Annotated in this window: 19 protein-coding genes and 1 pseudogene; 9 read left to right on the top strand and 11 right to left on the bottom strand. The window is 49.7% G+C overall.

Going from position 1 to position 25,526, the window contains the following annotated elements:
- Window positions 1–298 precede the first annotated feature (298 nt).
- A complete protein-coding gene (argH, locus tag ACXX82_RS05540; protein ID WP_458562575.1) occupies window positions 299–1,693 on the bottom strand; it encodes an argininosuccinate lyase in 1,395 nt (464 codons plus the stop codon).
- Window positions 1,694–1,988: 295 nt separating this feature from the next.
- Between argH and ACXX82_RS05535 the strand changes: the two genes are divergently transcribed.
- Both ACXX82_RS05535 and ACXX82_RS05530 read left to right on the top strand, forming a co-directional pair.
- Window positions 1,989–3,134 carry a sensor histidine kinase gene (locus ACXX82_RS05535; RefSeq protein ID WP_322232568.1) on the top strand — a complete coding sequence of 382 codons (1,146 nt, stop codon included), beginning with the start codon at window positions 1,989–1,991 and terminating at the stop codon, window positions 3,132–3,134.
- Between the two features lie 138 nt (window positions 3,135–3,272).
- Window positions 3,273–4,193 carry a LytR/AlgR family response regulator transcription factor gene (locus ACXX82_RS05530; protein ID WP_458562574.1) on the top strand — a complete coding sequence of 307 codons (921 nt, stop codon included), beginning with the start codon at window positions 3,273–3,275 and terminating at the stop codon, window positions 4,191–4,193.
- Window positions 4,194–4,728: 535 nt separating this feature from the next.
- Here the strand turns inward: ACXX82_RS05530 and ACXX82_RS05525 are convergent.
- From ACXX82_RS05525 to wrbA, 6 genes are all read right to left on the bottom strand, one after another.
- Window positions 4,729–7,158: a catalase gene (locus tag ACXX82_RS05525; protein ID WP_458562573.1), complete on the bottom strand. Its 2,430-nt coding sequence runs from the start codon at window positions 7,156–7,158 to the stop codon at window positions 4,729–4,731.
- Between the two features lie 410 nt (window positions 7,159–7,568).
- On the bottom strand, window positions 7,569–8,906 hold the full coding sequence (locus ACXX82_RS05520) for a DUF1501 domain-containing protein (RefSeq protein WP_322232565.1): 1,338 nt from the start codon (window positions 8,904–8,906) through the stop codon (window positions 7,569–7,571).
- Window positions 8,907–8,909: 3 nt separating this feature from the next.
- The gene (locus ACXX82_RS05515) at window positions 8,910–10,571 is read right to left on the bottom strand and encodes a DUF1800 domain-containing protein (RefSeq protein WP_458562572.1); all 1,662 of its coding nucleotides are present in this window, start codon (window positions 10,569–10,571) and stop codon (window positions 8,910–8,912) included.
- Between the two features lie 226 nt (window positions 10,572–10,797).
- On the bottom strand, window positions 10,798–12,213 hold the full coding sequence (locus ACXX82_RS05510; RefSeq protein WP_458562571.1) for an FAD-binding oxidoreductase: 1,416 nt from the start codon (window positions 12,211–12,213) through the stop codon (window positions 10,798–10,800).
- A 36-nt stretch (window positions 12,214–12,249) separates the two neighbouring features.
- On the bottom strand, window positions 12,250–12,678 hold the full coding sequence (locus ACXX82_RS05505; RefSeq protein ID WP_322240165.1) for a DUF2069 domain-containing protein: 429 nt from the start codon (window positions 12,676–12,678) through the stop codon (window positions 12,250–12,252).
- An 88-nt stretch (window positions 12,679–12,766) separates the two neighbouring features.
- Window positions 12,767–13,399 carry an NAD(P)H:quinone oxidoreductase gene (wrbA, locus tag ACXX82_RS05500; RefSeq protein ID WP_322232562.1) on the bottom strand — a complete coding sequence of 211 codons (633 nt, stop codon included), beginning with the start codon at window positions 13,397–13,399 and terminating at the stop codon, window positions 12,767–12,769.
- Between the two features lie 112 nt (window positions 13,400–13,511).
- On the opposite strand from wrbA, the gene ACXX82_RS05495 reads away from it, so the two are divergent.
- On the top strand, window positions 13,512–14,795 hold the full coding sequence (locus ACXX82_RS05495) for a YihY family inner membrane protein (RefSeq protein WP_322232561.1): 1,284 nt from the start codon (window positions 13,512–13,514) through the stop codon (window positions 14,793–14,795).
- Between the two features lie 138 nt (window positions 14,796–14,933).
- Here the strand turns inward: ACXX82_RS05495 and ACXX82_RS05490 are convergent, their stop codons facing one another.
- From ACXX82_RS05490 to ACXX82_RS05475, 4 genes and pseudogenes are all read right to left on the bottom strand, one after another.
- A complete protein-coding gene (locus tag ACXX82_RS05490; RefSeq protein ID WP_458562570.1) occupies window positions 14,934–15,401 on the bottom strand; it encodes a DUF3761 domain-containing protein in 468 nt (155 codons plus the stop codon).
- Window positions 15,402–15,703: 302 nt separating this feature from the next.
- Window positions 15,704–16,039: pseudogene (locus ACXX82_RS05485) on the bottom strand (Mpo1-like protein).
- A gap of 100 nt (window positions 16,040–16,139) precedes the next feature.
- Window positions 16,140–17,018 carry an alpha/beta fold hydrolase gene (locus ACXX82_RS05480; protein WP_458562569.1) on the bottom strand — a complete coding sequence of 293 codons (879 nt, stop codon included), beginning with the start codon at window positions 17,016–17,018 and terminating at the stop codon, window positions 16,140–16,142.
- 1 nt (window position 17,019) lies between these two features.
- Window positions 17,020–18,351, bottom strand: a complete 1,332-nt coding sequence (locus ACXX82_RS05475) for an O-acetylhomoserine aminocarboxypropyltransferase (protein WP_458562568.1) — start codon at window positions 18,349–18,351, stop codon at window positions 17,020–17,022.
- A 324-nt stretch (window positions 18,352–18,675) separates the two neighbouring features.
- Here ACXX82_RS05475 and ACXX82_RS05470 point away from each other — a divergent pair, with 324 nt between their 5' ends.
- The 6 genes from ACXX82_RS05470 to aroC all read left to right on the top strand — a co-directional run bounded on the left by ACXX82_RS05470 (window position 18,676) and on the right by aroC (window position 25,379).
- On the top strand, window positions 18,676–19,131 hold the full coding sequence (locus ACXX82_RS05470) for a CBS domain-containing protein (protein ID WP_458562567.1): 456 nt from the start codon (window positions 18,676–18,678) through the stop codon (window positions 19,129–19,131).
- Window positions 19,132–19,526: 395 nt separating this feature from the next.
- On the top strand, window positions 19,527–21,422 hold the full coding sequence (locus ACXX82_RS05465) for an MFS transporter (protein WP_323506632.1): 1,896 nt from the start codon (window positions 19,527–19,529) through the stop codon (window positions 21,420–21,422).
- A 2-nt stretch (window positions 21,423–21,424) separates the two neighbouring features.
- Window positions 21,425–22,525, top strand: a complete 1,101-nt coding sequence (locus ACXX82_RS05460; protein WP_322232554.1) for a DUF2157 domain-containing protein — start codon at window positions 21,425–21,427, stop codon at window positions 22,523–22,525.
- Complete coding sequence (locus ACXX82_RS05455; RefSeq protein ID WP_458562566.1) at window positions 22,522–23,652, top strand: DUF4401 domain-containing protein; 1,131 nt, start codon at window positions 22,522–22,524, stop codon at window positions 23,650–23,652. Before ACXX82_RS05460 ends, ACXX82_RS05455 begins: the two co-directional genes overlap by 4 nt.
- A complete protein-coding gene (locus tag ACXX82_RS05450) occupies window positions 23,645–24,217 on the top strand; it encodes a GDYXXLXY domain-containing protein (RefSeq protein WP_322232552.1) in 573 nt (190 codons plus the stop codon). The genes ACXX82_RS05455 and ACXX82_RS05450 overlap by 8 nt, the downstream gene beginning before the upstream one ends.
- A gap of 70 nt (window positions 24,218–24,287) precedes the next feature.
- Window positions 24,288–25,379 carry a chorismate synthase gene (gene aroC, locus ACXX82_RS05445; RefSeq protein WP_458562565.1) on the top strand — a complete coding sequence of 364 codons (1,092 nt, stop codon included), beginning with the start codon at window positions 24,288–24,290 and terminating at the stop codon, window positions 25,377–25,379.
- Window positions 25,380–25,526 lie beyond the last annotated feature (147 nt).

Raw genomic sequence — 25,526 nt, 5'->3', positions numbered from 1 at the left:
CACGCAAACAATGTAATGGCTGTTATGGACGTATTTGACGCCAATCACGTGTTTGGCCATGCATTCATTCAGTTGGCGCTTAATTAACGGAATAGAATAGCAAATTGGCGATTTTGGTGATTCGGTCTAGCCATTCAGTCACGATTATTGTTGTTTGGCATTGCTAGTATTTTTTTAATGTGTATCTAATGTTGTTTAGCCAACGTCTCATTTTGTATTTTTACTCATTCGTTAAGTTGATACGCGTAAATTGGGCGTATCAACTGTGCAAGAAGTATAAAGGACTTTACGGCAGGTTTTAGCCCAATTGCTCACGCAAATGCGCAATTGCTAAACGTACCTGGCGAGGTGCTGTGCCGCCGATATGATCCCGTGCTGCGACTGATCCTTCTAGCGTCAACACATCAAACACGTCCGCTTGAATCAAGCTGGAGAATGCTTGTAGTTGCTCTAATGACATGTCGCTCAAATCGTATCCCTGATCGACGCAATGGCGTACCGTCAAGGCGACCGCTTCGTGTGCATCGCGGAACGGCAGGCCCTTTTTGACCAGGTAATCGGCCAAATCCGTTGCTGTGGCATAACCTTGCAACGCAGCGGCACGCATCGCATCGGGCTTGACGGTGATGCCGCCGGCCATATCAGCGAAGATGCGCAGCGTATCTGTCAGGGTATCGACGGTATCGAACAATGGTTCTTTATCTTCCTGATTATCCTTGTTATAGGCCAGCGGCTGGCCTTTCATCAAAGTCAATAGAGCGATCAGATGTCCATTTACGCGACCGGTTTTGCCGCGGGCCAGTTCTGGAACGTCCGGATTTTTCTTTTGCGGCATGATCGACGAACCAGTACAAAATCGGTCAGCAATATCGATAAAGCCGACTCTTGGGCTCATCCAGATGACCAATTCTTCTGACATGCGGGAGATGTGCGTCATCACCAGCGCAGCAGCAGCGCAAAACTCAATGGCGAAATCACGGTCCGAGACCGCATCCAGAGAGTTGCGGCACACGTCGTCAAAGCCTAGCGTTGCGGCCACACGATGACGGTCAATCGGGAAAGTAGTGCCAGCGAGCGCCGCTGCGCCAAGCGGTAACCGATTAACACGTTTGCGGCAGTCTTGCATACGCTCAGTGTCGCGACCAAACATTTCTACATAAGCCAGAACGTGGTGGCCGAAAGTAATCGGTTGCGCGACCTGCATGTGGGTAAAGCCCGGCAAAATGGTATCGGCATGTTGTTCTGCCAATGTCAGCAATGCCAGGCGCAAATCACGCAACAAACCACAGATATCATCGATAGCGCCGCGCAAATAGAGGCGAATATCGGTGGCGACCTGATCGTTGCGGGAGCGTCCGGTGTGCAAGCGCTTGCCCGCGTCGCCGACCAGTTCGGTCAGTCGCTTTTCAATATTCAAATGGACATCTTCAAGGTCGAGCAGCCATTCAAACTTGCCGGCAGCTATTTCCTCTTGAATTTGTGTCATGCCCTTTTGAATCGCGGCATAATCATCGGCAGAGATAATTTTTTGGTGTGCCAGCATATCGGCATGGGCTAAAGAGCCTTGAATGTCGACTTCTGCCAGACGCTTATCGAAAAATACCGAGGCGGTGTAACGTTTGACCAGGTCGGAAACCGGTTCGGAAAAGCGCGCTGACCAGGCTTCGGCCTTCTTGGAGAATTGTTCTGTCATGGTATCGGGTAAATTCGGTAAGAAATAATAGGTATAAATCGCGTACAAAACTGGTTAATAAGTGGCTAATGCGTGGCCATTGCGTGAAGCTTACGACTTTAACGACTTTAATTAGTGCACGATTATAAAACAAGCCTGCATTTTTACTCCGATTGACCTTCAATCAGGGTAGTTTTACGTGCATTTATGTGATCAAACGTCTATTTTGTTGTTGATTTAGTTATTATTTGTTGCCTGAACATTTATTCTGGCCTTTATGTAATTGTCCGGGTTCGCGCGTACCGGTCCATTTTTCATGGCATCCAACCCAGTACTGAGAATGCGTAAAAATAACCCAATCAGTCCAATCGATAGCATGCAGCAAGTTGCCAAAGACCTATCCGGTCAGTCTGTTATTCCCGATTGCTGTAATTTGGGTGTGGTAGCGCGGACCTTAATTGTGGTCAATGTCGCTTTGTTGGCGACGACTTTACTGCGGGTGGATGGACTGATATCCATGGTGATGAAATTTGTTGAGTCATCCATGCTGGTTGAATTGACGTGTTTTTTGTCACTGTTTTTTTTGTGCGGGATGCGAAGGATTAGTTATCGATTTCCGTTTTGGGGGCAGCGTTTGTTGTGCGCAGTGATTCCCGCTGGCGTCACCGGTCTGGTGATACTTTTGCTGTCGAGTTATGATTGGTTTCTTCAAAGCTTTGTGGATTTGTCGATCATCGGTCCGATGTTAATTGCCGCATTATTCGGCATTTCTTTGCAGCACTATTTTGAGTTGCGCGGACGTGCTTTTTCACCAGTGTTGGTTGAGGCGCGATTGCAGGCGTTACAGGCGCGGATACGGCCGCATTTTCTGTTTAATAGTTTAAATGCGGTCCTGGCGCTCATTCGTACCGAGCCGAGGCGTGCAGAAACGGCGCTGGAGGATCTGGCCGATTTAATTCGCGTGTTGATGCGTGATCCTCGCGCAATGACGACGCTGGAAAACGAATGCCAGTTATGTCGGCAATACCTATCAATTGAAAAAATTCGTCTCGGTGACCGTTTGAAGGTGCAATGGGAGCGCGAAGGAATTGACGATGAAGTGGTGCATAGGACGCAAATCCCTACCTTGTTATTGCAGCCGCTGGTAGAAAACGCGGTGCATTATGGGGTCGAGCCAAGCACCACAGAATCGATCATACGTATTCAATTAAAGAAGACCGTGGAGCGGATCGAGATCGCGGTGATTAATCCTTATTATGCGCAGACTGGATTGGTGTTGTCGGATGGCAATCAAATGGCGTTAAATAATATTCGTGAGCGCCTTGCATTGTTATATGACGTTGAGGGACAGTTGACAACAGCGGTCGTTAATGGACAGTTTGAGGTGCGTGTGCGATTCCCTTATGTGAAAACGTCTATAAGCGACGCCGCAACAGGGAAGTTGGATAAAAAAATTGTTTGAAATGTGAGGGTAGTTTTCACGACGCTACGATCTTACGAAGTGAGTGGAGAGTGAGGATTAGTCCTTACAAAATGTCCTAAGCAGGTTGAAGTAACGGGTTTGATTCTCGATGGAAGTTAACATTTTTTATTAACAGGCATGACTACACTGCTGGATTACCAGACCATCAATGGCATGATTCCTCGCATTTATATAGTTGATGACGAAGCGCCAGCGCGTGCGCGTCTGCGCACTGTATTGTCTGACATCGCCGAAGCTTGTCCACATATTCTTGTTGGCGAGGCCGAGCATGCGCAAGCTGCGTTGGAAGGTATTGCGGCGACGGCACCTGATGTGGTGTTAGTGGATGTTCAGATGCCAGAAGTAACGGGGTTGCAATTGGTGCAGCAACTGAAGCAGGGCTATGCCGGTTATGCAGGTCTTGTTAAGGACGGTAACGCGAATTTTTCTATCGCGGCGGAAATGCCGATCATTATTTTTGTCACGGCGTATGAACACTATGCCGTGAACGCCTTCGATGTGCACGCGTTTGATTATCTGTTGAAGCCTGTGCGCGCAGTGCGGCTGCAACAGGCGCTGCTGCGCGCGACGCAATTGCGCTTTCCGAGTGCAACAAAAATACAGGAAAACATTTCTCTTCCAGGTTCCGATCCGGTAACCCGATCAGCAGCGGTGCGGACGCATTTTTCGGTTCAGGAGCGCGGTCGGATATTACTTGTTCCGATAGATGAAGTACGATTTTTAAAAGCAGAATTGAAGTACGTTATCTTGCGTACCAAATCGAAGGAATATTTAATCGAAGATTCGTTGATGTCGATAGAGGAAGAATTACGTGCGCAGTTCGTTCGGGTTCATCGGAATACTTTGGTCGCGAGAAACGCGATCGTCGGTGTGGAGCGTGGCAGCCTTACGTTTGATAAAAATGACGACGATGGATCAGAGAAAAAATTGTTGCCGGTATTGCAGCAAACGTGGAATGTTATTTTGCGCGATGTAGAGCAAAAACTGCCGATATCCCGACGGCAGTGGAGCATTATTCGGGCGTTGGTACGATGCTAAAAGATAAATCAATTTTCATCATCGTAAAACGCCCTTTACGACATCGCTTAATAAGCTAATTTCGTAAGCTAACTTCATCGGCCAACTTCAAAGCGCCTTCTTCCCTACACTTGAATCAGCGTTCCGCTGATAGGCATCTATTTGCCTGGATTTTAAATTGTGTATGGCGGCAAAATCTTATAGCTCGATGTGGGATATTTTTGCTCCAGCTATTTCGTTACTACGTTCATGGTTGATCAGGAATGCCGTAAAGGTGTCTTGGTAAAAACCAGCCACAGCCGTTCATTTAAATCACAATCGCGAAGGAGTAAATATGTTGATGCATCAAGAGCCACCACCGGTGGAAATTCCACCCACACAACCCGTTCCCTCATCTCCACCGCCGGTTGGCGATCCTGTTCCAGGTGGCCGCCACATTCCCCTTCAGACTTGATCTGAGCAAGGTATCAGCGCTATGAAAAACCTCGGAAGAAATAAAAGGGCGTAACCCATCTCCCCTGACACGTGCTATCTAGTCGGGGAGATGAGCCTATTTTTAATTTGCAATCGGTGGTGATTCGGATTCCCGCATCAATGCACGTGGGCCAGCTAATGCCAGTTTAAAGGCGTCAATTGCTTGCGTTAAAGTGTGCGCGTTGGTATCGATGAAAGAAGGATCGTTTTGCGGTACTGGTGCCAACGTGACGCCTGCGGCCTCAAATAAAGCAGCGCCGTTACCCACTACCATTATTTGTTTGCAATGGCGATATTGGTCCCGAAGGAAATCCATCGCTTGCATGTTTTTCGTCCATTTTGCGGCGATATCAGTGCTATTGGCGACGATGACCACGGCGTCGTAAAGCACTGACGGTGCGGCTTCCAGTGAAATTTCCACGTCTAGAAAATCGCCATCACTAGTCGCCACTTTGCCTAGTTGTGCTCCAACCAGCCTTGGTACTGCGCCGTCAGCAAGTAATGAGGCGTAGATTGTTCTCACAGTTGCACCTTCTACGCCTGTGGTAATCAGGATGGCGACTCTGCGTGTTTTGATGCCAAGTTCACCGGGCCGAAACGTCAGAGATAAAGCTGGAGAAAGCGCATACTCAGGTATCGGCAAATCAGACGCCAGCGGCATTGCTGGTGGCAATTCTAAACCCAAGCCATGTGCGACTGCGTCCGCAAGTATTGGATCAACGTTCACTAGCATCGATATCACGCGCACGCGCACTGCGGGTGTTTGTACGCGCGTCAATTCGAAGCGGAAAGCTGAGGCAATGTGTGCTTGTTCGGCTGGTGTCTGACTATTCCAAAATAATCGGGCTTGGGAATAATGGTCAGCAAACAGCTCCGCTTTTCCGCGCACTTTATCGGCGGCGACCGGCTGCGGGAAGCTTGTAAAGCCACGTGCCCCGGCCTGGAACGGGCAACCGCCGCCTAAAGAGTTGGGCTCGTAACTGGCGCGACCACGATGTATTGCCTGGCGATGCATTCCGTCACGCTGATTATTATAGACCGGCGCTAGCGGTGCGTTGATGGGGATTTCATGAAAGTTGGGGCCGCCAAGGCGACTGATTTGCGTATCAATATAGGAGTGAATGCGACCTTGCAATAATGGGTCGTTGCTGAAGTCAATTCCAGGTACGACGTGCGCAGTGCAGAAGGCTACTTGCTCGGTTTCAGCGAAGAAATTATCGGGATTGCGATTGAGCGTCATTTTGCCGACGGGAATGACTTTGACCATTTCTTCAGGAATAAGCTTGGTTGGATCGAGTACGTCAAACCCAAACTGTTCGGCTTGTGCCTCAGTGAATACTTGCAGGCCAAGCTCCCATTCGGGATAGGCGCCAGCTTCGATTGCTTCCCACAAATCACGGCGATGAAAATCGGCGTCAGCGCCAGCAATCTTTACCGCTTCGTCCCATGCCAGGGAATGCGTCCCAGCAACGGGTTCCCAATGAAACTTGCAGAATACTGATTCACCTTCAACATTCACCAACCTGAATGTATGCACGCCAAAGCCTTGCATCATGCGCAAACTGCGCGGAATCGCCCGGTCTGACATAACCCACATCAACATATGTGTTGATTCGGGCATTAACGACACAAAATCCCAAAAGGTATCGTGAGCGCTTGATGCTTGCGGAATGCCGTTGTGCGCCTCGGGCTTCACCGCGTGAACCAGATCCGGAAATTTCATCGCGTCCTGGATAAAAAAGACCGGCATGTTATTGCCGACCAGATCCCAGTTGCCTTCATCTGTATAAAATTTGACTGCGAATCCACGCACGTCACGGGCCGTATCCGCGGAGCCACGTTCGCCAGCGACAGTCGAAAAGCGGACGAAAACCGGCGTGCGTTTACCGGCTTGCGCAAAAGGTGCGGCGCGAGTTAAATCACTTAAGTCATTATAAGATTCAAAATAGCCATGCGCCGCCGTGCCGCGTGCGTGGACGACTCTTTCAGGAATCCGCTCATGGTCAAAATGGGTAATTTTCTCGCGCAAAATAAAATCTTCTAATGCAGTCGGGCCACGCAATCCAATTTTAAGAGAGCTTTGATTGTCCGCAACAGGCACGCCCTGATTGGTGGTGAGCGCCTGATCGCCAGCGTCGACGCGAACGCGATCAAGAGGACCGGAGGTTGGATTGCCGCCGATTTTTGGGTGACCGTCACCTACCTTGGGCGATGCCGTATTTTCGGTTGTGGTGCTCGCGGTAGCTAATTCGCCCGATGGGTTGCCAACTGAACCGGTTTGCGGGTCGGGGGCGCCACTTTCGCCGGTTCCATATTCGCCTGGCTTGCTATCGTTATAGGGCATTTGCGCGGATAGAGCTTGTCCGCTAATCACTTTTTCGCGTAATTTATTCGGTAAACCATCTTTACTACCAACGCTGCTCGGCGGTGCGGCGTCTGATGGCCCTGAAATTGTACTGAAAATCGATCCGGCACCGTCCACTGAAGACGGATTTTTTTTGCGCGTCACCATTAGTTTTACCTCGCAATAAAAAGTAGGGAAATAGAAGTAGGCATAGGAAAAAGTACGTCAATTAAACGACCACCCTGGGGTGAAGCGGCGCAGTTACTCACCTTGTGCAGCGGACTTTTCGATTCTGTAAAGGCGCAAAAACGCGCGCGCAAGATGTTGCCCGATTGAAGTAGCTTAGACTTCCGGGCCGAAATTGGTATAGGAAGAAACCTGATTTTTGTGTAGGAAATAGCCACGCGCACAGATGCGCGTGGCGGCGTTTCCGTCAACGCATGACGAATTTATGTCGAATTGATGTCGAAAGTGAACGCGATTGAAGATGATGATAGGCAATAGACGGAGATGTTACAGCAGATGACGGAGCCTTTTTATGTTGGTTTTGAGGCCCGTCCTTGAGCCCAAAAATTTTGTTATATCAGGAAGTTTAATTTTTGATTATTAGCGCCAGGAAATTGCGGGAAGACACGTTGGAGCGCGGTATCTCCGACGCGCATGTGCTTTTCTGCCAGCGTCGCTAATACGGTGCGGAAGTCTGTGGTGATTGCCAGGTCGCGACCTTCGTTGAGAGATTTGTCATCGATGCCAGGCCAGTTGCCGTATATCGTGCGGCCACGTACATTGCCGCCGAGCAGCCACATCACATTGCCGTGTCCATGGTCGGTTCCACCATTGCCGTTCTCGCGGAAGGTTCGGCCAAATTCCGACATGACGACGATCACGGTGTCGTTAAAGGCTGGACCGAGTTCTGTCGCGAGCGTGGTTAAGCCATCGGCCAAAGGGCGCAGTCTGTTGGCTAACTGGCCCGTACCGTTACCTTGATTGGCGTGCGTATCCCATCCGCCCACGGCGACAAAGCCAAGCCGGATCGCGGGGTTGCTGCGCATAAGACGGCCTAGTCTTGTCGTATCAATGGAGAGTCCGTTTGGAAGTGGCGCACCGTTATTGGCGGCGCGTTGTTCCGTGCTATTCAGGTCCATCATCATTTCCTTACGCGCTGCAAGGCCATCCCGAAATGCTTTTCCTAACGTTGGATCCTGTTGATATAACGCGTTGAAGGCAAGATTGACGTCCGGTTTGTCGATCTGCGTTGGTCGGGTGGCATCGCGCCCGGTCGGCATATTGGCGACGACGGCACGGCCGGTCAGGATGCGTGGTATCGACTCGCCTAGTGTCAGTGCTTGCATGGGCGCTTCTTTGGGCGGCATAGTGCCCAGCAGGCGATTCATCCAGCCGTCGTGTGTGTTGTGTTGACCGGGTGTACCGGTTTCCATATAGTCCTGCGCCTCAAAATGCGAACGCGACATATCGGGCGAGCCGGATGCATGAATGAACGCCAGTTGGCCGTTATCCCAATAAGGCTTGAGCGGTTGCAATGCCGGATGAAGCCCGAAATATCCGGTTAAATCGATTGCACCATTGTTGTCGCCAGGACGTGCCACTGCGATGGTAGGGCGGGCCTGATAATAATGCTGGTCGCCATGCGGTACAACAACATTAAGGCCATCCACCGCTCCGCGTAAAAAAACTACAACCATGCGCGGCGTGCCGTCACCCGCCAGACGGTCACGCTTCGGCGGTGTGCCGTAGGCGAGTGGTGCCGGTTCTCGATTGCTCTTTTGCAGGTTAGCGGTATTTGGCTTGTTGGGCGGCGCAACGACACAGCCAGAAAGTCCAATCGGAATCAGAATCGCACCGCTGCCGACGATGCCAAGTTGACTAATGCTGCGGATAAAATCGCGGCGTTTCATGATTTACCTCTTCATAAAATCGGGGCTACCCAGAATCATGCTGGCTTGCAAGTTGGCGGGTGCGGTTGTGATGGTATCGATGCTGCGTTGATCGAGTAACGGCGACAGTGTTTTTATCAACTGCTGCGGGTCTAATGGGACTGCATTAGAAGGTGGTCCGGGCGGCGGTGGCGGAAATCCAATCGGCGATTTGCCATTACCAAGGCTGCTGACAAAATTGATTCGGCGTAATAGCGCATCCGGATTGAGCCACGCTTCTTCGGAAAATTTATACCCTTCCGGCGTCAGCCAACCATATAAAGGTTGACCCAATTGATTCAACGCGTTATCAACCGGCCTGACATTCATGACCGGAATGTCACTGGCCCGCAAAGCGGAAACGATGTACTGATAAGGTGTCTTGAACTGGGTTTGATAATTGGCACGAGACCAAAATTGCTGGCTATCAAATAAGGTGTGCAGCACCGCTTTGATATCCCCATTGGTGCTCAGGAACCGCTGCGCCAGCTTTTCAACTAATGCCGGATCGGGTTTGTCGCTGACAAAATATTGGACTAATTTGGTGGAAATAAACCGTGCCGTGGCAGGTTGCCGCGCTACGATGTCAAGCGCTTGCTCACCTTCCTGTTCACCGTCCTGACCGGCGAGTCCTTTGATGGTCTGACCGAGAAAAATTTTGTCACCGGTGTCATGGCGGCGTGGATTGAAAATGAAGGTGGGCTGGTCTGAACTGTAGCCGCCACTGGAGCTGTTATTGGCTCCATTTTTCATGTCTTTTACATCAATAGTCCAGCCACTCAAAATGCGTGCTAATGCAATCACGTCGGCTTGGGTATAGCCACCATTGATACCTAGTGTATGCAGTTCGAGTAATTCACGTCCATAGTTTTCGTTTAAACCTTTAAATCGACCGCGGGCCTCCGGCGTATTGACGCCACTACTCAACCAGTTATCGAGGTAATACAGCATGGCTGGATGATGCGCCACCGATCCTAACAATTGCCTGAAATTACCCAATGCATTGGGACGCAACACATTTTTTTCATACTCGCCGTTCCAGTAGCGAACCCATTCTTTACCTTCAAAAACATTGAAGTGGTTGAACCAGAATTCGGTCATGATTTCCTGCAACTGACGCGGGCTTTCAGTCGCCTCCCATAATCGGGCCTGATGCGCTTGCAATGTGATTTCTTTGTTGGCGCGCTGACGTGCCTGATTTTTCTCTTCCGGGGTTGCAGTATTGGGGGGGAAAGAGGGCGGGCCGTATTGTTGATAAAGCTGCGTGGTGCTGAGTTGATAGGTAGGAAGGCTAGCCAACTGGTCGATTAGCGTTTGGGGAAGCGGAATACGTTCGGGATTTAATTGCAGGTCAATGTAGCGTTTTACGCCCATTTTTTTGATTGCATCCACATCACCCGGACGTGGACCATACGCCAGACGATTCAACACATGCAGTGCTTTTTCGTTTTCCCATAACGGTGCGGTGGACGACGGCGTGGGAGCAATGGTTGGAGCGAGTGGGGGAGTGAAGTCGGGAGTGCGTGTCGGTGATGCTGGCGCAGCAATCGCGCTGAGCGGATTCAGTGTGCCGAGTCCTACGCTGAACAAAAATGAGATCGTAACCAATGGCAAGTTGAAGCGAGATTTTTGAATGGTCGGCAACATCTTATTCCGCTTAAGGTGAAGAAGCTCGTTGTGACTACACCAGCTAATTGCGATGGTGACCGTGGTTCTTCAGAGGATAACGTGGCGATTGCTTTTTGGTAGACAAACTCTGTGTAACAGTGTGTAAGCCAAGGTTTGTAGAATGGGTTGTGCGAACCACGAAGTATGAAACCAGAGACAAAGAACGTAAATAATTAAGAGGTTCGCGCTTTGTAACTGAGCGGTCCTAGATGACTTTCCCGGGATTCATTAGATTGAGTGGGTCTAATGCTTGTTTAATTGTTTTCATCAAGGAAATTTCTACCGGTGATTTGTAACGTAGTAACTCCTCACGCTTTAGGACGCCGATGCCATGTTCCGCTGAAATTGAACCCCCAAATTTGTGTACGCTGTCGTGTACGACAAGATTGATATTGGATTGTTGCGCGAGGAACAGGTCAGCGGAATAGCCGATGGCTGGTGAAACGTTGTAATGTAAATTTCCGTCGCCCAAATGGCCGAAAGTGACATTGCGGCATGCGGGAAAATGTTGCTGCAACAGGGCGTCGGTGACCGTAATGAATTCAGCAATACGCGAAATCGGCAAAGAGATGTCATGTTTGATGTTTTTGCCTTCTTTAGCTTGCGCCGATGAGATACTTTCTCGCCAGTTCCATAATGTTTTTGACTGCGCGGAAGAGGACGCCAGGACAGCATCCTGACAAATGTCGTGTTCCAGAGCGCTCGCCAGTAAGGATTCCAGCAAGGCGCTGGCATGGGCTTCTGATTCGCTGTCGGATAGTTCAAGCAGTACATAGTGCGGATGGTGCATCGAGAATGGAAAAGTCAGGTGCGGCATGTGTTTGGCTACCAATTGTAAACACAGATCGGACATTAATTCGAAACCGGTTAGCGTGGCTCCGCAATGGCCTTGCGCTAAGGTCAGCAGACGTAAAGCTTGAACTGGCGTTTGTAACGCAACCAGTGCGGTTAATTGCGATTTTGGCAATGGAAATATTTTCATTACTGCAGCAGTAATAATCCCAAGTGTGCCTTCAGCTCCTATAAACAGGTCACGTAAATCATAGCCGGTGTTATCTTTACGCAAGCCGCGTAGCCCCTCCATGATGTCGCCCTGTGCGGTCACGACTTCGAGTCCCAGGCATAACTCACGCGTGTTGCCATAGCGCAAAACAGCCGTGCCGCCTGCATTCGTTGCGAGATTGCCGCCAATGGTGCAACTGCCTTCGGCAGCTAACGATAAGGGGAGCAAACGCTCGGCTGCGAATGCGGCATCTTGCACGTGCTGCAAGATGCAACCCGCTTCTACGGTGATGGTATGGTTGACCGGATCGACTGATCGAATCCGGTTAAGGCGCGTCAGCGATAACACAATCGCGACGCCGCTGGTGTCGGGGACACTGCCTAAAACGAGTCCGGTATTGCCGCCTTGCGGAACGAGCGGTACGTTGTATTGATTGCACAGGCGCACAATTGCCGCGACCTCGGCAGTATTACCCGGCTTGACTACCGCTATTGCCTGACCTGTGAAGCGTTGACGCTGGTCTGTCAAATAAGACGCCTTGTCATCGTTGGTGGTCAGCACGTAAGCGTCACCGATGGTTTTTTTACAGGCGTTTATAAAGTCAGCTGAGTTGGTCATGTCTGGATGATTGTGAAACCGCGTGTGGGAATGAAGTTACGTCGATCGGGATCGGGAAGCTTTTTCGATGGCTGCCTTGGCGAGCGCTTTCGCCACTTTTTTGTAGGGCTGCAAATACATGATCGAGCAAACAAAAAAGAGGCAGGTCAACGCCACTTCGGCCCATCCCAGCATCGCCGAGAGATGATTGCTGTCGCTGGTAGCGCGTACGATACCTTCCGCAAAGTAAATCAGAATGAGCATGGACGACCATTGCATCGTGTAGATATCGCGCTTCAGAATGCCACGTAAGGGGAGCAAAAGTGGGATAACCTTCAATACCATCCATGATCCACCCGGGCGCAACGGTGCTAAAAATAATTCCCAGGCAACACACAGAGCGATCAGAATCAGCAACGTACCGGAAGTGCCGAAGTAAAACCACTGGCATGGACGTAGTTGTGCAGAAGTTTGGGCTTCGACCATGGTTGCCCCGGCTGGGTTGGTGATGAGGTTATTTTCGGCGTCTTTTTTGACGTCTTTTTTGACTTCTTTCCTCGCGTCTTTTGTCATGTCATGCTCCTTGCAGTTTGCGCGCGGTCTCAGCCAGGCGACTACCTTGCGCGATTGCCAAAATACGGCTTTCCGCCGAAATGGGCTGATTGCCATTCATTCCCGCCCAGTGGCTGGCACCGTAAGGTGTGCCGCCGCTACTGGTGGTCATCAATTCCGGCAGCGTATAAGGCAGACCCATCATCAACATACCGTGATGAAATAGCGGTGTCATCATGGACATCAATGTGGTTTCCTGGCCACCATGCAGACTGCCTGTGGACGTGAATACGCAACCCGGTTTGCCGGCTAAAGCACCGCCGAGCCATTGGGCGCTGGTACCATCCCAAAAATATTTCATGGCCGACGCCATGTTGCCAAACCGTGTTGGTGAGCCTAGCGCCAATCCGGCGCATTGCTCCAGATCCATTAATTCAACGTAAGGCGCACCTTGCTCCGGAATGCTTGATTCGGTCGCTTCGGTGACAGTGGACACCGCTGGTACCGTGCGCAAACGGGCTTCGCAGCCCGGTGTTGCGTCAATACCTTGCGCGATTAATTCGGCAAGTTTTCTGGTTGCGCCATGGCGCGAGTAATACAAAACCAGAATGACGATTTTGCGGTTGATACTGTGGGATGTGTGGGTTGAGCTCATAGGTTGGTATTATAGGGCGCTTTATCAATACTTTACGCTGACCGATAGCGCTTGTAAGCATCTAAAAATGCGTCCGACTTTGCTGTCGTGCTGTAAAGGTCACAACAAAAATATGTTTCCATTTAAATTTTCCCACTTGCGCGGTTTGTCATTGGATGAGTTGCGCGACTTATTTCGTTTTGCGGGTCGCCGCCTGAGCGAGGAGCGTTTACCGCAAGTTGCCAGTAGTTTGACGTTTATGACTATTTTGGCGTTGGTTCCCATGCTGACCATTGCGTTGGCAATTTTCACCGCTTTTCCGCTCTTTAGTACCTTCCGTGCATCGCTGGAAGCATACTTCGTGCATAACCTGATGCCTAAGGGGATTGCCAATACAATTTTGAGTAACCTTAATCAGTTTGCCAGCAAATCTGCAAGCCTGTCGGCAGTCGGTGGTGTTGCCCTTATTGTGACAACCGGTATGACGATGTCGACCGTAGATCAGGTTTTCAATAGCATCTGGAGGGTCAAAACCCAGCGTCCCTTTATTCAACGGGCGCTTGTATATTGGGCGCTAGTAACATTAGGACCATTGCTGATCGGTATCTCGATTACGGCTACCTCCTATCTGACAGAAGCCACGAACGGTCTGGTCATCAGCTGGTTAGGAAAATGGTTTTACACAGTGGTATCGGTTTCTTTGACGACAGCGGCATTCACCTTATTGTATGTAGTTGTACCGAATCGGTTCGTCAATTGGCGCGATGCGGTGTGGGGCGGACTCTTCGCGGGGATAGCCATTGAAGTTGCTAAACGGATTTTTGCTGCATATGTGATCAAATTCCCGACTTATACGATCATTTACGGTGCGTTGGCAGCATTGCCAATTTTTCTGCTATGGATTTATATGCTATGGATGATCACGCTGGTCGGCGCGCTGGTAGTGGCGGCGCTACCGGTGATCAAGCACGAACGATGGTGGCACGTGCCGACGCCCGGCAGCGCGTTTGTTGATGCCATGGCGGTTTTGCAGGTATTGCATGAGGCTAGAATAGCGAATAGCTCTTCTGCAGTGAGTGCAACTCAGATTCGACGTGCGACGCGATTAGGTTTTGATGAGTCGGAAAATTTGTTGCAACAAATGCTCGAGGCAGGATGGGTCGGGCGGATTAGCAAAGCGCTGCCAAAACGCTTGCGCTGGAACCGTCATGCGTTGTCGCACCTGGATCAGTGGACCTTACTGGCTAATCCTGATAGCTTAAAATTAGCGGAGATCTATCGCCTGTTCGTCTTCAATACTGCTTCGTATGCCGTTGATGCGCCACCGTTGGCGAAGCGGGTAGAAGAAACGATTGAGTTGGGATTGGACCAGTCTTTGGCGCGTTATTTTGGTCAATCCTCGCAAGAGTCGTTGTAACTCCTTCCTACAGAACTTACCCAGATATTCTAAAAAGACGTCTAAAAGTAACCGCATGAAAGAAAAAGCGCCCCAAAAAAGGGGCGCTTTTGCATTCGGCCAAAAAGGTCAACCAAAAAAATTATCTACAAAATCATCTTAAGTACATGCTTTGCCATGATCAGCGTGGTTACCGGCGGCTTTCGCTGCGGCTTCCGTCATATACGAACCTGCTTTAGTTGTTCCGTACCATTTGGAACCGGAGCAATGATAGGTCTTGGAGCTGGCATTTACCCAGACTTTACCAGCGCCACCACCTGCGGCTGGGGTCGCCGCCGGAAGGGCGGGCGTTTTCATGGGAGATGCTGCAGCGGCTGCGACGGCGGGCGCTGGTGCGGCAGGTGCGGCAGCCATTGCGGCAGGGCTGTCAGCAGCCTTCACATACCAATCTTTGACTCCCCCATGTTTTGAGCAAGCGCCCTTTTTTGTGGCGCCCGAAGAGTAGGAGCCATCTTTGCACATTCCAGAAGTACCGGCTGGCGCGGCAGCAGGCGCAGTTTGGGCGAACCCACTGGCAGCAAAGGTTAATCCTGCGGTCAAAGTGAGCATCGCGAGCGTAATTTTCATCGTGTTTCTCCAAAAGATGTTTGAATATCATTCAAAATACAATTTCCACATGGATTACATTGAGAGTCGTGCTACCTGCTTGTTTTCTTAGTGCTTAGACGTCGAATGTGTCATTAACGCGTATTAACTGACCAACGTATAACGTGGCGTGCAGCTTTGATGTCGATAGCGTTGTGTGCCTGACCATTAACGCTTGATTACGTTTTTTCGAGGACCGATACTGCTAAAAAGTAAAATGTATTCTTTTACCGGAGAAATAATAATCCTTTCTTGCAGGGAATGTTGAAATAAAATAAATATATTTAGAAAGTTACTTTGCCAGTCAGCATTTGACCGTACATCACCCAATCACCAATGAATGAATAGAGCGGATAGCGAAACGTCGCTGGCCGGTTCTATTCGATGAAGAAGTGGCCGATCCACGCAAAGCCATATCCACTCAGAACGCCGCTCAATAGCCACCATCCATTTCCGGTAAACAGGAGGGCGATGAACGATAAAAGGGCGAAGGTCGATCCAATAAAGTGCAATCGGCGACAAATGCGGTTAGCGTGTTGGTTAAGATACATGGGATAGAACTGCGCAAAGGAGGCAAAATTTTCTTTCTTGCCCTCCGTATCCTTTATATATTTAGGCATGTAGAACTCCCTTCAGAAGCCTTATGGGCGTGAAATGTTTTCAATGCCATAACAAAATACATCAACTCAGTTTTGATGCAGCTTGTTAGGGGGCAGAAATTTATTCTAGCCAGTCGATGCCAGTTGCGAAATGAAATAATTCATCGAGCACGGCATCCGGTTGCTCTGCCATTAGCGCATGTCCGCTGTCTATCAGCGCGACTTTCGCATGCGGAATGTTGCTGATGATGGTTTTCGCCGCTTTGGGCGGCGTCATGGCATCGCGTTTTCCTAATAGAAACAGGGCTGGACAGCGGATTGCCGAAGCTGCAGCATCGCCATGCTGATAAGTATTGCAGGTCATGAAATCAGTATAAAAAACGGTGTCTCCGCTGCGTATATTTTCTGTGCTCGGCAGATCCGTCGCTTTGGCGACATTGCGTTCATCGCGCGTTGCGATGTGTTCCATTAAGCGCTGGCTGCCGCCCAAAACATAGAAACCGGGACCGGGGTTGGACGGTTTCTGGACAAAACTCGCATGCGACCACTTGTTGACCATTGCGATGGCTGTCGGCTGGTCACTATTCGCCGCTTCCAGCAACACTTCGGATACTTTCATCGGATAGGCGCTTGCGACCATGGCGATGCCGCCGATCAAGACCGACGAAGGTGTTCGGCCGGCGGTTTCCAATGCAATGAGCGAACCCATGCTGTGTCCGACTAATAGCGCCTTGGTGACATTGGCGGCCTTGAGCAGAGCCAAAAGCCAGTCGGACATCGACTCAACGTTTGTTAGTGGCGCGCCCTGACTTCGTCCGTGTCCTGGCAAATCAACCGCAAGCACGCTAAATCCGTGGTGAGCAAAATAGCGGGTTTGTAAAATCCAGACCGAATGATCGTTTTGTGCCCCGTGAATGAACACCGCGGTCGGTAATGTAGCGTCAAACGGTTTGCCGCCCGTGTAGCAATAAGCATCATGCCCCTGAACATTTATCAGCATTTCAAGCTCCCGTATTCGGTTGAATTGAGGTTCGGTGCGCGGCTTTCAAGCCGTAAGCCAGATCCTCTATCAGATCGTCGACATTCTCTAGTCCGACAGATAATCTGAGTGTGCCTTCGCCAATCCCGGATGCGGCCAGCTGGTCACTTGGTACGCGGAAATGGGTGGTTGATGCTGGATGGATGACCAATGACTTGGCATCACCGACGTTGGCCAGGTGGGAAAATATTTTTAATGACTCCACCATGCGGCGACCCGCAGCGCGATCACCCTTCAGGTTGAAGGAGAATACGGCGCCACAGCCTTTCGGCAGAAGATTTTTTGCCAGCGCATAATCGGGATGGGATGACAGTTCGGGATAGGCGACTGATTCCACGGCGTCTTGCCGGATTAAAAAATCGACTACTTTGCGGGTGTTTGCGACATGCTTTTCCATTCTTAAGGCGAGGGTTTCTACGCCTTGCAATATGGCAAAAGCATTGTGCGGACTCATGGCTGCGCCGAAGTCACGCAAACCTTCGCGGCGCGCACGCAGAGAGAACGGCGCGACCGTTGACTCTTCCGAAAATACCATGCCGTGAAAGCCATCATAAGGCGCACAAAGTTCGGCGAAATGGCCAGTTTTGTCGTACGCTTGTTGCCAGTCAAAGGTGCCGCCATCTACCAGCAGACCGCCAATAGCGGTGCCATGACCGCAAAGAAATTTGGTCGCAGAGTGAAATACCAGATCGGCTCCATGGTCGAACGGGCGCAGCAAATAGGGTGTGGTGAAGGTTGAATCGACCAACAATGGCAGATAGTGCTCGTGTGCGATTGCGGCTACTCGCCCAATATCGAGTACGTCTAGGCCTGGATTGCCCAGAGTCTCACCAAATAATACCTTTGTATTTGGTTGGATCGCGGCGCGCCAGGCGTCCAGATCGCGTGGGTCAACGAAGGTGGTGTCGATCCCGAAACGTTTCATGGTGTACGCCAGCAGATTGTGTGAACCGCCGTACAGGGCGCGCGATGCTACGACGTGCGATCCTGCGCCAGCGATGGTGGCCAGCCCAAGATGTAATGCTGCCTGACCGCTGGCGACCGCAATTCCTGCAACTCCACCTTCGAGCGCTGCGATGCGCTCTTCCAAAACGGCATTGGTAGGGTTCGAAATGCGTGAATAAACGTGTCCTGCACGTTCCATATTAAATAATGAGGCAGCGTGATCTGAGTCTTTGAAGACGAAGGCGGAGCTGAGATAAATCGGTGTCGCTCTAGCCCCGGTAGTGGGATCCGGGATAGCGCCCGCGTGGAGTGATAAGGTATCAAAACCAGGGGATGTTGGCTTGCTCATGACGACGATTTCTCCTATTAATCTGTTTGTTTTATTATTGAACCCGGAACGTTTTTCTTAAGGCGTATTTCCAGTGCTTCAGTCAGTGCTAGATTTTTCGACGGGCTTACGCTACATTCAAGGCATCTGAAGGTTTTAGTGAGTCGAAGCAAAAAGTAGCTAAGCGAATACATTTTTTGATTTTTTTGTGTCAATTGCCCCAATATTGGGACTATTTGATAATAAGATCAGTCAAAAATGAAACTTTCGGAGGCTTTTTCTACCGGCTGCAGAGATTCGCAGGTTTCTCAATACAAGCATAACAAGCAAAGGCAGGATGACCCAATGAAAGTTTCTGAAATACTCAAAGTCAAAGGCAACATCCTCTATACGGTGACACCGGAGACACCGCTACTACAGGCGACTAACACGATGGCCGAAAAGGACATCGGTTCGCTCGTGGTGATGGAATTCGGCACGTTGGTGGGGATGCTGACGTTTCGCGAAGTGCTGAAAGCAATCCATGAAAATGGCGGCGAAGTTGGGACCAATACCGTGCGAAAGCACATGGATGACAGCCCGATCACGATCACACCCGACACGGAGGTGAATGAAGTGCGCCGTATTATGCTAGAGCGTCATGCGCGCTATGTTCCCGTAATGGATGCGAATACATTGCTGGGTGTTATGTCATTTTATGATGTCGCAAAGGCGGTGCTGGATGCGCAAGGTTTTGAAAACAAGATGCTCAAAGCTTACATTCGGGATTGGCCAATCAGTACGCCGTCACCGGATGATTGATCGGTCAGCATGGTTCTTAATATGACATTGCCGCACTTATGTGCCTATTTCAGTTAAGAATGGTCGAGCATGAGAAAAAAACCGTTAGTGGCAAACATTCGCTGCTGACGGTTTTTTTGTATCTATGATGGGTTGCCGGGATTCTGAATATACTGGGAGCGCTGGAGAGTCACTAAGAATTGGTGACGAATATTAAACGCCTTGCACCATCAACAGGCGATACGTCTGGAAGGTAAAGCTAAGGCAAAAAAACATCAATTAGAACGTTGATTCAAACGTAAATTCAAACGTAAATCCAAACTTAGAGAAAGCGCCTATTTCTCAATCTAATGGAGCCCACGTACAATTGTCGACGTCATCATTTTCATAGTGTAATTTTCGCTTATTGATCGCCCATGCAACCATCAAACCGACCAAATCAATTTTCTCTGCTGCGCCAAAGCCGTTTTGCACCGTTTTTCTGGACGCAGTTTTTTGGTGCTTTCAATGATAATGTCTTTAAGACAGCGTTGCTGACGATTCTGACTTATGACGCACTAAGCTGGACTAGCGTGGATCCCGGGTTTTTAAATAATCTCATCCCTGGATTGTTTATTTTGCCGTTTTTGCTGTTTTCGGCTACCTCCGGCCAGTTCGCAGACAAATTTGAAAAGTCCCGTATCGCACGCCTTGTAAAAGTGTTTGAAATCGCCATTATGGCGTTGGCAGCATACGGCTGGATGACGCGTAACCTATGGATTTTAGTCGGCGCGATAGTTGGTATGGGATTACATTCGACGGTATTTGGTCCCGTCAAATACGCTTATTTGCCACAACAATTAAAAAAAGACGAGCTAGTCGGCGGTAATGGCGTCATTGAGATGGGTACCTTTGTGGGTATTCTTGTCGGCGAAATTCTTGGCGCGGTGCTGGTTGTTCATCAATCCTGGGGCATCGAGCTCGTAGCGGGCGGCACAATTTTGATTGCAATCGTCGGTTGGCTTTTTAGTCGCCGGATTCCACTCACGCCAGCACCAGAACCGGACCTGATCATTAATTGGAATCCAATTACCGAAACAGTTCGGAATTTGCGTTTTTCCCATCAAAATCGTCCTGTATTTCTGGCGATGATGGGCAACTCATGGTTCTGGTTTTACGGTGCGATTATGTTGGCGCAATTTCCGCTGTATGCCAAAAATTATTTGCACGGAGATCATAGTGTTTTTGTTTTATTGCTGACAGTATTTTCGCTCGGCGTCGGTGGTGGCTCGCTGCTGTGTGAACGGCTTTCCGGCCACAAGGTCGAAATCGGGTTGGTCCCCTTCGGGTCGATTGGATTATCGGTGTTTGGTTTTGATCTGTTTCTTGCCAGTCAGGGATATACGAATACGAGTTCGGTTGATTTCATTGGGTTTTTCGCACAGCAGAGCAGCATACGCATCTTGTTTGATTGCCTGATGATAGGATTGTTTGGCGGTTTTTATATCGTCCCGCTGTTTGCGGTGATTCAGACGCGGTGTGATCCAGCGCATTTATCGCGCACGATAGCCGGGATGAATATCATGAACGCTTTGTTTATGGTGGTCGCCGCTTTACTGGCGATGGTGCTGCTAAAAATGGGACTCACGATTCCGCGAATTTTTATGGTCACAGCGATTCTTAACGCTGTCGTTGCTGGCTACATTTTTTCGGTAGTACCAGAATATCTGGTGCGTTTCCTGGCGTGGATATTGATCCATACGATACATCGCGTACGCACTGTTGATATCAGTAGAATTCCAGAGGACGGCGCAGCGGTATTGGTCTGCAACCATGTTAGTTTTGTGGATGCCATTGTGATCATGGCAGCCAGCCCGCGGCCGATTCGGTTTGTGATGGATCATCGAATTTTTAAAATGCCGGTTCTCGCGTGGCTGTTTAGAAATAGTAAAGCGATCCCAATCGCATCTGCGAAAGAAGATTCGGTGTTGATGGAAAAAGGCTTTGCCGATATTGCCAGGGCACTTGAGGATGGCGACCTGATCTGTATCTTCCCTGAAGGTAAATTGACGACTGACGGCCATATCAATGCGTTTCGCGGTGGGATCAGTAAAATTATCGAACGCACGCCTGTTCCTGTCATTCCGATGGCTTTGCGCGGATTGTGGGGCAGTATGTGGACACATGGCAACGGTAATCCTTTTGGGCGCTCGTTTAAACGTGGCCCGTTGTCGGTGCTTGAGCTGGCAGTAGGAAAGGCCGTTATGCCAGCTGATGCGACACCTGAATATCTTCAGCAACAAGTCCAGAATTTGCGGGGTGCGTGGAAGTGACGATGCCACCAATCCCATTAACACCACCAACACCACTCAGCCCGAAATTACATTCTGAATCCGATTTCGTACGGACATGTCAAACATATTCAGTACGTCCTGCCATCACGCATTGGCTACAAGAAAAACAAATAACCCCGATGGCGGCTGAGCGTGCTTGGCAGTTGTCTGGCGAGTTGCCGGGCCGGTCCGATTGGAAATATTTTCTGAAGAATGTTTGTTTGTTTGGCGGCATTTTGTTTTTGACTGTTGGCGTTATTTTCTTCTTTGCATTTAATTGGGAAGCGTTGCCACGATTTGCTAAATTCATTTTATTGCAGGGACTATTGATTAGCGCTGCGTTACTTGCCAGGCGTTTTACGCTAGATACTTTAAAGGGGCAAACGGCATTGCTGGCGGCGATGTTGCTATGCGGAGCGCTTCTGGCCTACTTTGGGCAGACTTATCAAACCGGTGCAGATCCTTATCAATTATTTTTAACCTGGAGTATTTTGATATTTCCTTGGGTGTTGGTCTCACGGTTAAATATTGCATGGTGTCTTTGGTTGGGTTTATTGAACGTGGCCTTGACGCTGTATCCCGGTAGTGCATTGTTTAGCCTGTTCGGTGGTAATGAAGGCGGTAATACTTTATCCGTGTCGTTATTTTGGCTGAATGGTTTGATATGGGCTTGCACTGAAATTGTTTTGCATCGTAGTCATCCTCAATCTGCAGCTGCCGACAATGTGTATAGATACAGATTCTTTATCCGCTTTGCCGCATTGCTGACATTGGCCTCAGCCACTTACCATATTATATTTTTACCGGGTCGCCTCATTGCTCATCCAGATTGGATTCAGTTAAGTTCTATTGTCATGCTGATCGTATTGTCGGGATTTTTTGTACTTTATCGTCGACGTCGCGAGGTGGTCATATTAACTGGATGCTGTTTTGCGCTGATAGCGGGAGGGACGGGGCAATTGGTTGGGATACTTTTTTTCGGGCATAGACCTACATGGCTGGTTGGCTTGATAGTGATAGGATTATTTTTAGTGATTGCTTCAAGCATGGCAGCGCTTTGGCTGCGTAGGGTGCAGCGTGGCTGGATTCAGGAACGGCAATGAAAATTGGCGCGCCTTTAGCTGAAATGCAAGACTCCGATAATTCTTCAGTAGGATGTTCGCGCCTCTGGCAGCAACTGCATGCAGAAGGTCAAGTAACGACAAACGAAACACCAGTCTGGTTGAACCCAGAACCGTCCGCTCCTTGGTTTATACGTTTGATGCTCGGCGTTTGCGGCTGGTTGGGTGGTTTGTTCCTCTTGGCGTTTTGTGGCTTTTTCTTAATCGATCAGTTACAGCATGAGGATGGCGCGTTACTTGTCGTGGGGCTGGTACTGATTGGCATGGCATGCGGCATTAATAGAATTGGCCATACGGAACTATGGCAACAGTTAGCGCTGGCCTTGAGTTTGGCGGGGCAGGGCATGGCGGGATTTTGGTTATTTGCGACTTATGGTGTGGATGTTGCATGGCCGTTGTTTTGCATTGCATTGGTCCAATGTTTGTTGTTCGTGCTGAACCCTGATTTTTTACATCGTTTGCTGTGCACCATATTGTCTGTGCTGGCATTGCATATGGGATTCTTGATGTGGCTGGGGCCAAGCCCTATTCTGCCGATTTGTGCCGCGTTGGTTGCGCTACTTTGGTTGGATGAGTCTTATTGGCTGATGCGATTGCGACATACATTTCTACCAATCGCCGTGGGACTGACGGTTGCGCTGTTGTGTCTGGGACTAACATCGGTATGGTTCCCTGCCTGGTTGTTAACGCAAGTTGCCGACGGACACCGCAATGATGGATTGGGTGACAGTTTGTATCGATGGTTATATCTGCTCGATCCGGCGATTGTTGGCATTGTATTTTTTGAGCTGGTTGTCCGGTTGTCCTCGACCTTATCGGTAGCGTGGCGGCGTGTCGCGCTTACATGCGGATTGGTGTTTTCCATTCTCGGCGTTTGGGTGGTTGGTCTCGTACTGGGTGGGATGTTGATATTGCTAGGCTTTGCGAGAGGGCGACGGTGGTTAATTACCCTCGGAATTGTCGCCTCGCTGTGCTATTTGTCATGGTTTTATTATTCTTTGGACTTTACTTTGTTGGTGAAATCGATTGGTCTAATAGTCACCGGCGGCCTCTTATTACTTGGCTATTTCTTTTTAAGTCGCCTGCCTGCGGAGATGAAGAATGTTTGATCGCAGCATCGTAAAAAGTAATCGGGGAGGATTGATATTGATTGGATTAATGCTGATTCTGGCGGCGATCAATCAAGCTATCTGGCATAAAGAAGAGGTGCTCAAATACGGCCGGAGTGTATCGTTGGCGATGGCGCCGGTGGATCCGCGCTCGTTGATGCAAGGCGATTACATGGCGCTGGATTGGCAATTATCCAGAGATATCATGGCATCCTCCTTGTCTCTGCCAATCACTGGCAAGGCAGTTATATCCGTACCGGATGAGTCGGGTCAAATACCGGCAAAATTTGTTCGGATCGACAACGGCAAGCCGTTAGCGGCGAATGAGGCACTGATTGAATATCGGCTGCGCAATGGACGGGTGAGAGTAGTTTCTGATGCTTATTTTTTTCAGGAAGGACAAGGTGCGGCTTTTGCGAACGCACGGTATGGGCAATTCCGCGTCGCTTCGGACGGACAGGCTTTATTAGTCGGTTTGCAGGACGACCAGATGCGCCTCATCCACCCTTCTGTGCAAAGACCGGCCCAAAAACCTTCAGAAACCGTGAAAAACCCTCAGAACTGACACCGGAATAACTGCTGTGTCATTGGCACTGGTAAAATTATCCTTTAACGTTTAATTAATCAGGATCACCATGCCCGGCAATACCTTCGGTTCATTATTTACCGTTACCAATTTTGGTGAATCTCATGGCCCAGCCATTGGCTGCGTCGTGGATGGTTGTCCTCCGGGTCTGGAATTATCGGAAGCCGACCTGCAAACGGATTTGGATCGACGCAAACCGGGCACGTCGCGTCACGTTACTCAGCGACAAGAGCCGGATACCGTTGAAATTCTCTCTGGTGTATACGAGGGTAAAACGACTGGCACTCCAATCATGTTGTTGATTCGCAATCAAGATCAGCGCAGCAAAGATTACGGCAACATAGTCGAAACCTTTCGCCCTGGTCACGCAGATTACACTTATTGGCAAAAATACGGCATCCGTGATCCTCGTGGCGGTGGCCGTTCGTCTGCCCGGTTGACCGCGCCATCGGTAGCGGCCGCGGCGATTGCCAAGAAATGGTTAATGCAGCAATACGGTACTGTCATTAAGGGCTATATGAGCCAATTGGGCGAGATTCCGATTGTTTTCGAGTCCTTGGAACATGTTCCCCAAAATCCTTTTTTTGCGCCGAACACGACGCAGATTCCTGAGCTGGAAGCGTACATGGATGCTTTACGCAAAGATGGCGATTCTTGCGGAGCGCGCATCAACGTTGTTGCTTCCAATGTCCCGGTCGGCTTGGGCGAACCATTGTATGACCGGCTCGATGCTGATATTGCATACGCGATGATGGGTATCAATGCCGTCAAAGCGGTTGAAATTGGTGCGGGGTTTGCGTCCGTCGTACAAAAAGGTTCAGTCCATGGTGACGAAATCACACCAACAGGATTCCTGACAAATAACGCCGGCGGTATTCTGGGCGGGATTTCAACCGGCCAGGATATTACCGTGACCATTGCGATTAAGCCGACATCGAGTATTCGCACGCCACGTCAGTCGATTGACAAACAAGGTGTGCCAACAATTGTGGAAACGTTCGGACGTCACGATCCTTGCGTTGGGATTCGCGCCACGCCGATTGCTGAGGCGATGTTGGCGCTAGTATTGATGGATCATGCTTTGCGTGACCGTGCTCAGTGTGGTGATGTAAAAGTTCCGCGTCTGGTCAATCCGGAATAACTACTCTGATTAATTATTCTCGTTAGCGCGAAATTGCGGTCGATATATTTTTTAGTTGTAAGTCGTGTTGGATTGTGATGTACACCACCAAAACCGGGCTACGTCTCGGTTTTTTGGATTCGGCGTCACGGATTAATCACTTAACCA

This window comes from Glaciimonas sp. GNP009, from assembly GCF_054343755.1.
This window is presented reverse-complemented; position numbering and strand designations above follow the sequence as displayed.

Bases quoted from the DNA above. Each gene is read 5' to 3' on its own strand.
- ACXX82_RS05490 (WP_458562570.1), bottom strand. From the start codon at position 15,401: ATGAAAATTACGCTCGCGATGCTCACTTTGACCGCAGGATTAACCTTT.
- ACXX82_RS05480 (WP_458562569.1), bottom strand. From the start codon at position 17,018: ATGCTGATAAATGTTCAGGGGCATGATGCTTATTGCTACACGGGCGGC.
- ACXX82_RS05515 (WP_458562572.1), bottom strand. From the start codon at position 10,571: ATGTTGCCGACCATTCAAAAATCTCGCTTCAACTTGCCATTGGTTACG.
- ACXX82_RS05470 (WP_458562567.1), top strand. From the start codon at position 18,676: ATGAAAGTTTCTGAAATACTCAAAGTCAAAGGCAACATCCTCTATACG.
- wrbA (WP_322232562.1), bottom strand. From the start codon at position 13,399: ATGAGCTCAACCCACACATCCCACAGTATCAACCGCAAAATCGTCATT.
- ACXX82_RS05450 (WP_322232552.1), top strand. From the start codon at position 23,645: ATGTTTGATCGCAGCATCGTAAAAAGTAATCGGGGAGGATTGATATTG.
- ACXX82_RS05530 (WP_458562574.1), top strand. From the start codon at position 3,273: ATGACTACACTGCTGGATTACCAGACCATCAATGGCATGATTCCTCGC.
- ACXX82_RS05495 (WP_322232561.1), top strand. From the start codon at position 13,512: ATGTTTCCATTTAAATTTTCCCACTTGCGCGGTTTGTCATTGGATGAG.
- ACXX82_RS05505 (WP_322240165.1), bottom strand. From the start codon at position 12,678: ATGGTCGAAGCCCAAACTTCTGCACAACTACGTCCATGCCAGTGGTTT.
- ACXX82_RS05460 (WP_322232554.1), top strand. From the start codon at position 21,425: ATGCCACCAATCCCATTAACACCACCAACACCACTCAGCCCGAAATTA.
- argH (WP_458562575.1), bottom strand. From the start codon at position 1,693: ATGACAGAACAATTCTCCAAGAAGGCCGAAGCCTGGTCAGCGCGCTTT.
- ACXX82_RS05510 (WP_458562571.1), bottom strand. From the start codon at position 12,213: ATGACCAACTCAGCTGACTTTATAAACGCCTGTAAAAAAACCATCGGT.
- ACXX82_RS05525 (WP_458562573.1), bottom strand. From the start codon at position 7,158: ATGGTGACGCGCAAAAAAAATCCGTCTTCAGTGGACGGTGCCGGATCG.
- ACXX82_RS05535 (WP_322232568.1), top strand. From the start codon at position 1,989: ATGGCATCCAACCCAGTACTGAGAATGCGTAAAAATAACCCAATCAGT.
- ACXX82_RS05520 (WP_322232565.1), bottom strand. From the start codon at position 8,906: ATGAAACGCCGCGATTTTATCCGCAGCATTAGTCAACTTGGCATCGTC.
- ACXX82_RS05465 (WP_323506632.1), top strand. From the start codon at position 19,527: ATGCAACCATCAAACCGACCAAATCAATTTTCTCTGCTGCGCCAAAGC.
- aroC (WP_458562565.1), top strand. From the start codon at position 24,288: ATGCCCGGCAATACCTTCGGTTCATTATTTACCGTTACCAATTTTGGT.
- ACXX82_RS05475 (WP_458562568.1), bottom strand. From the start codon at position 18,351: ATGAGCAAGCCAACATCCCCTGGTTTTGATACCTTATCACTCCACGCG.
- ACXX82_RS05455 (WP_458562566.1), top strand. From the start codon at position 22,522: ATGAAAATTGGCGCGCCTTTAGCTGAAATGCAAGACTCCGATAATTCT.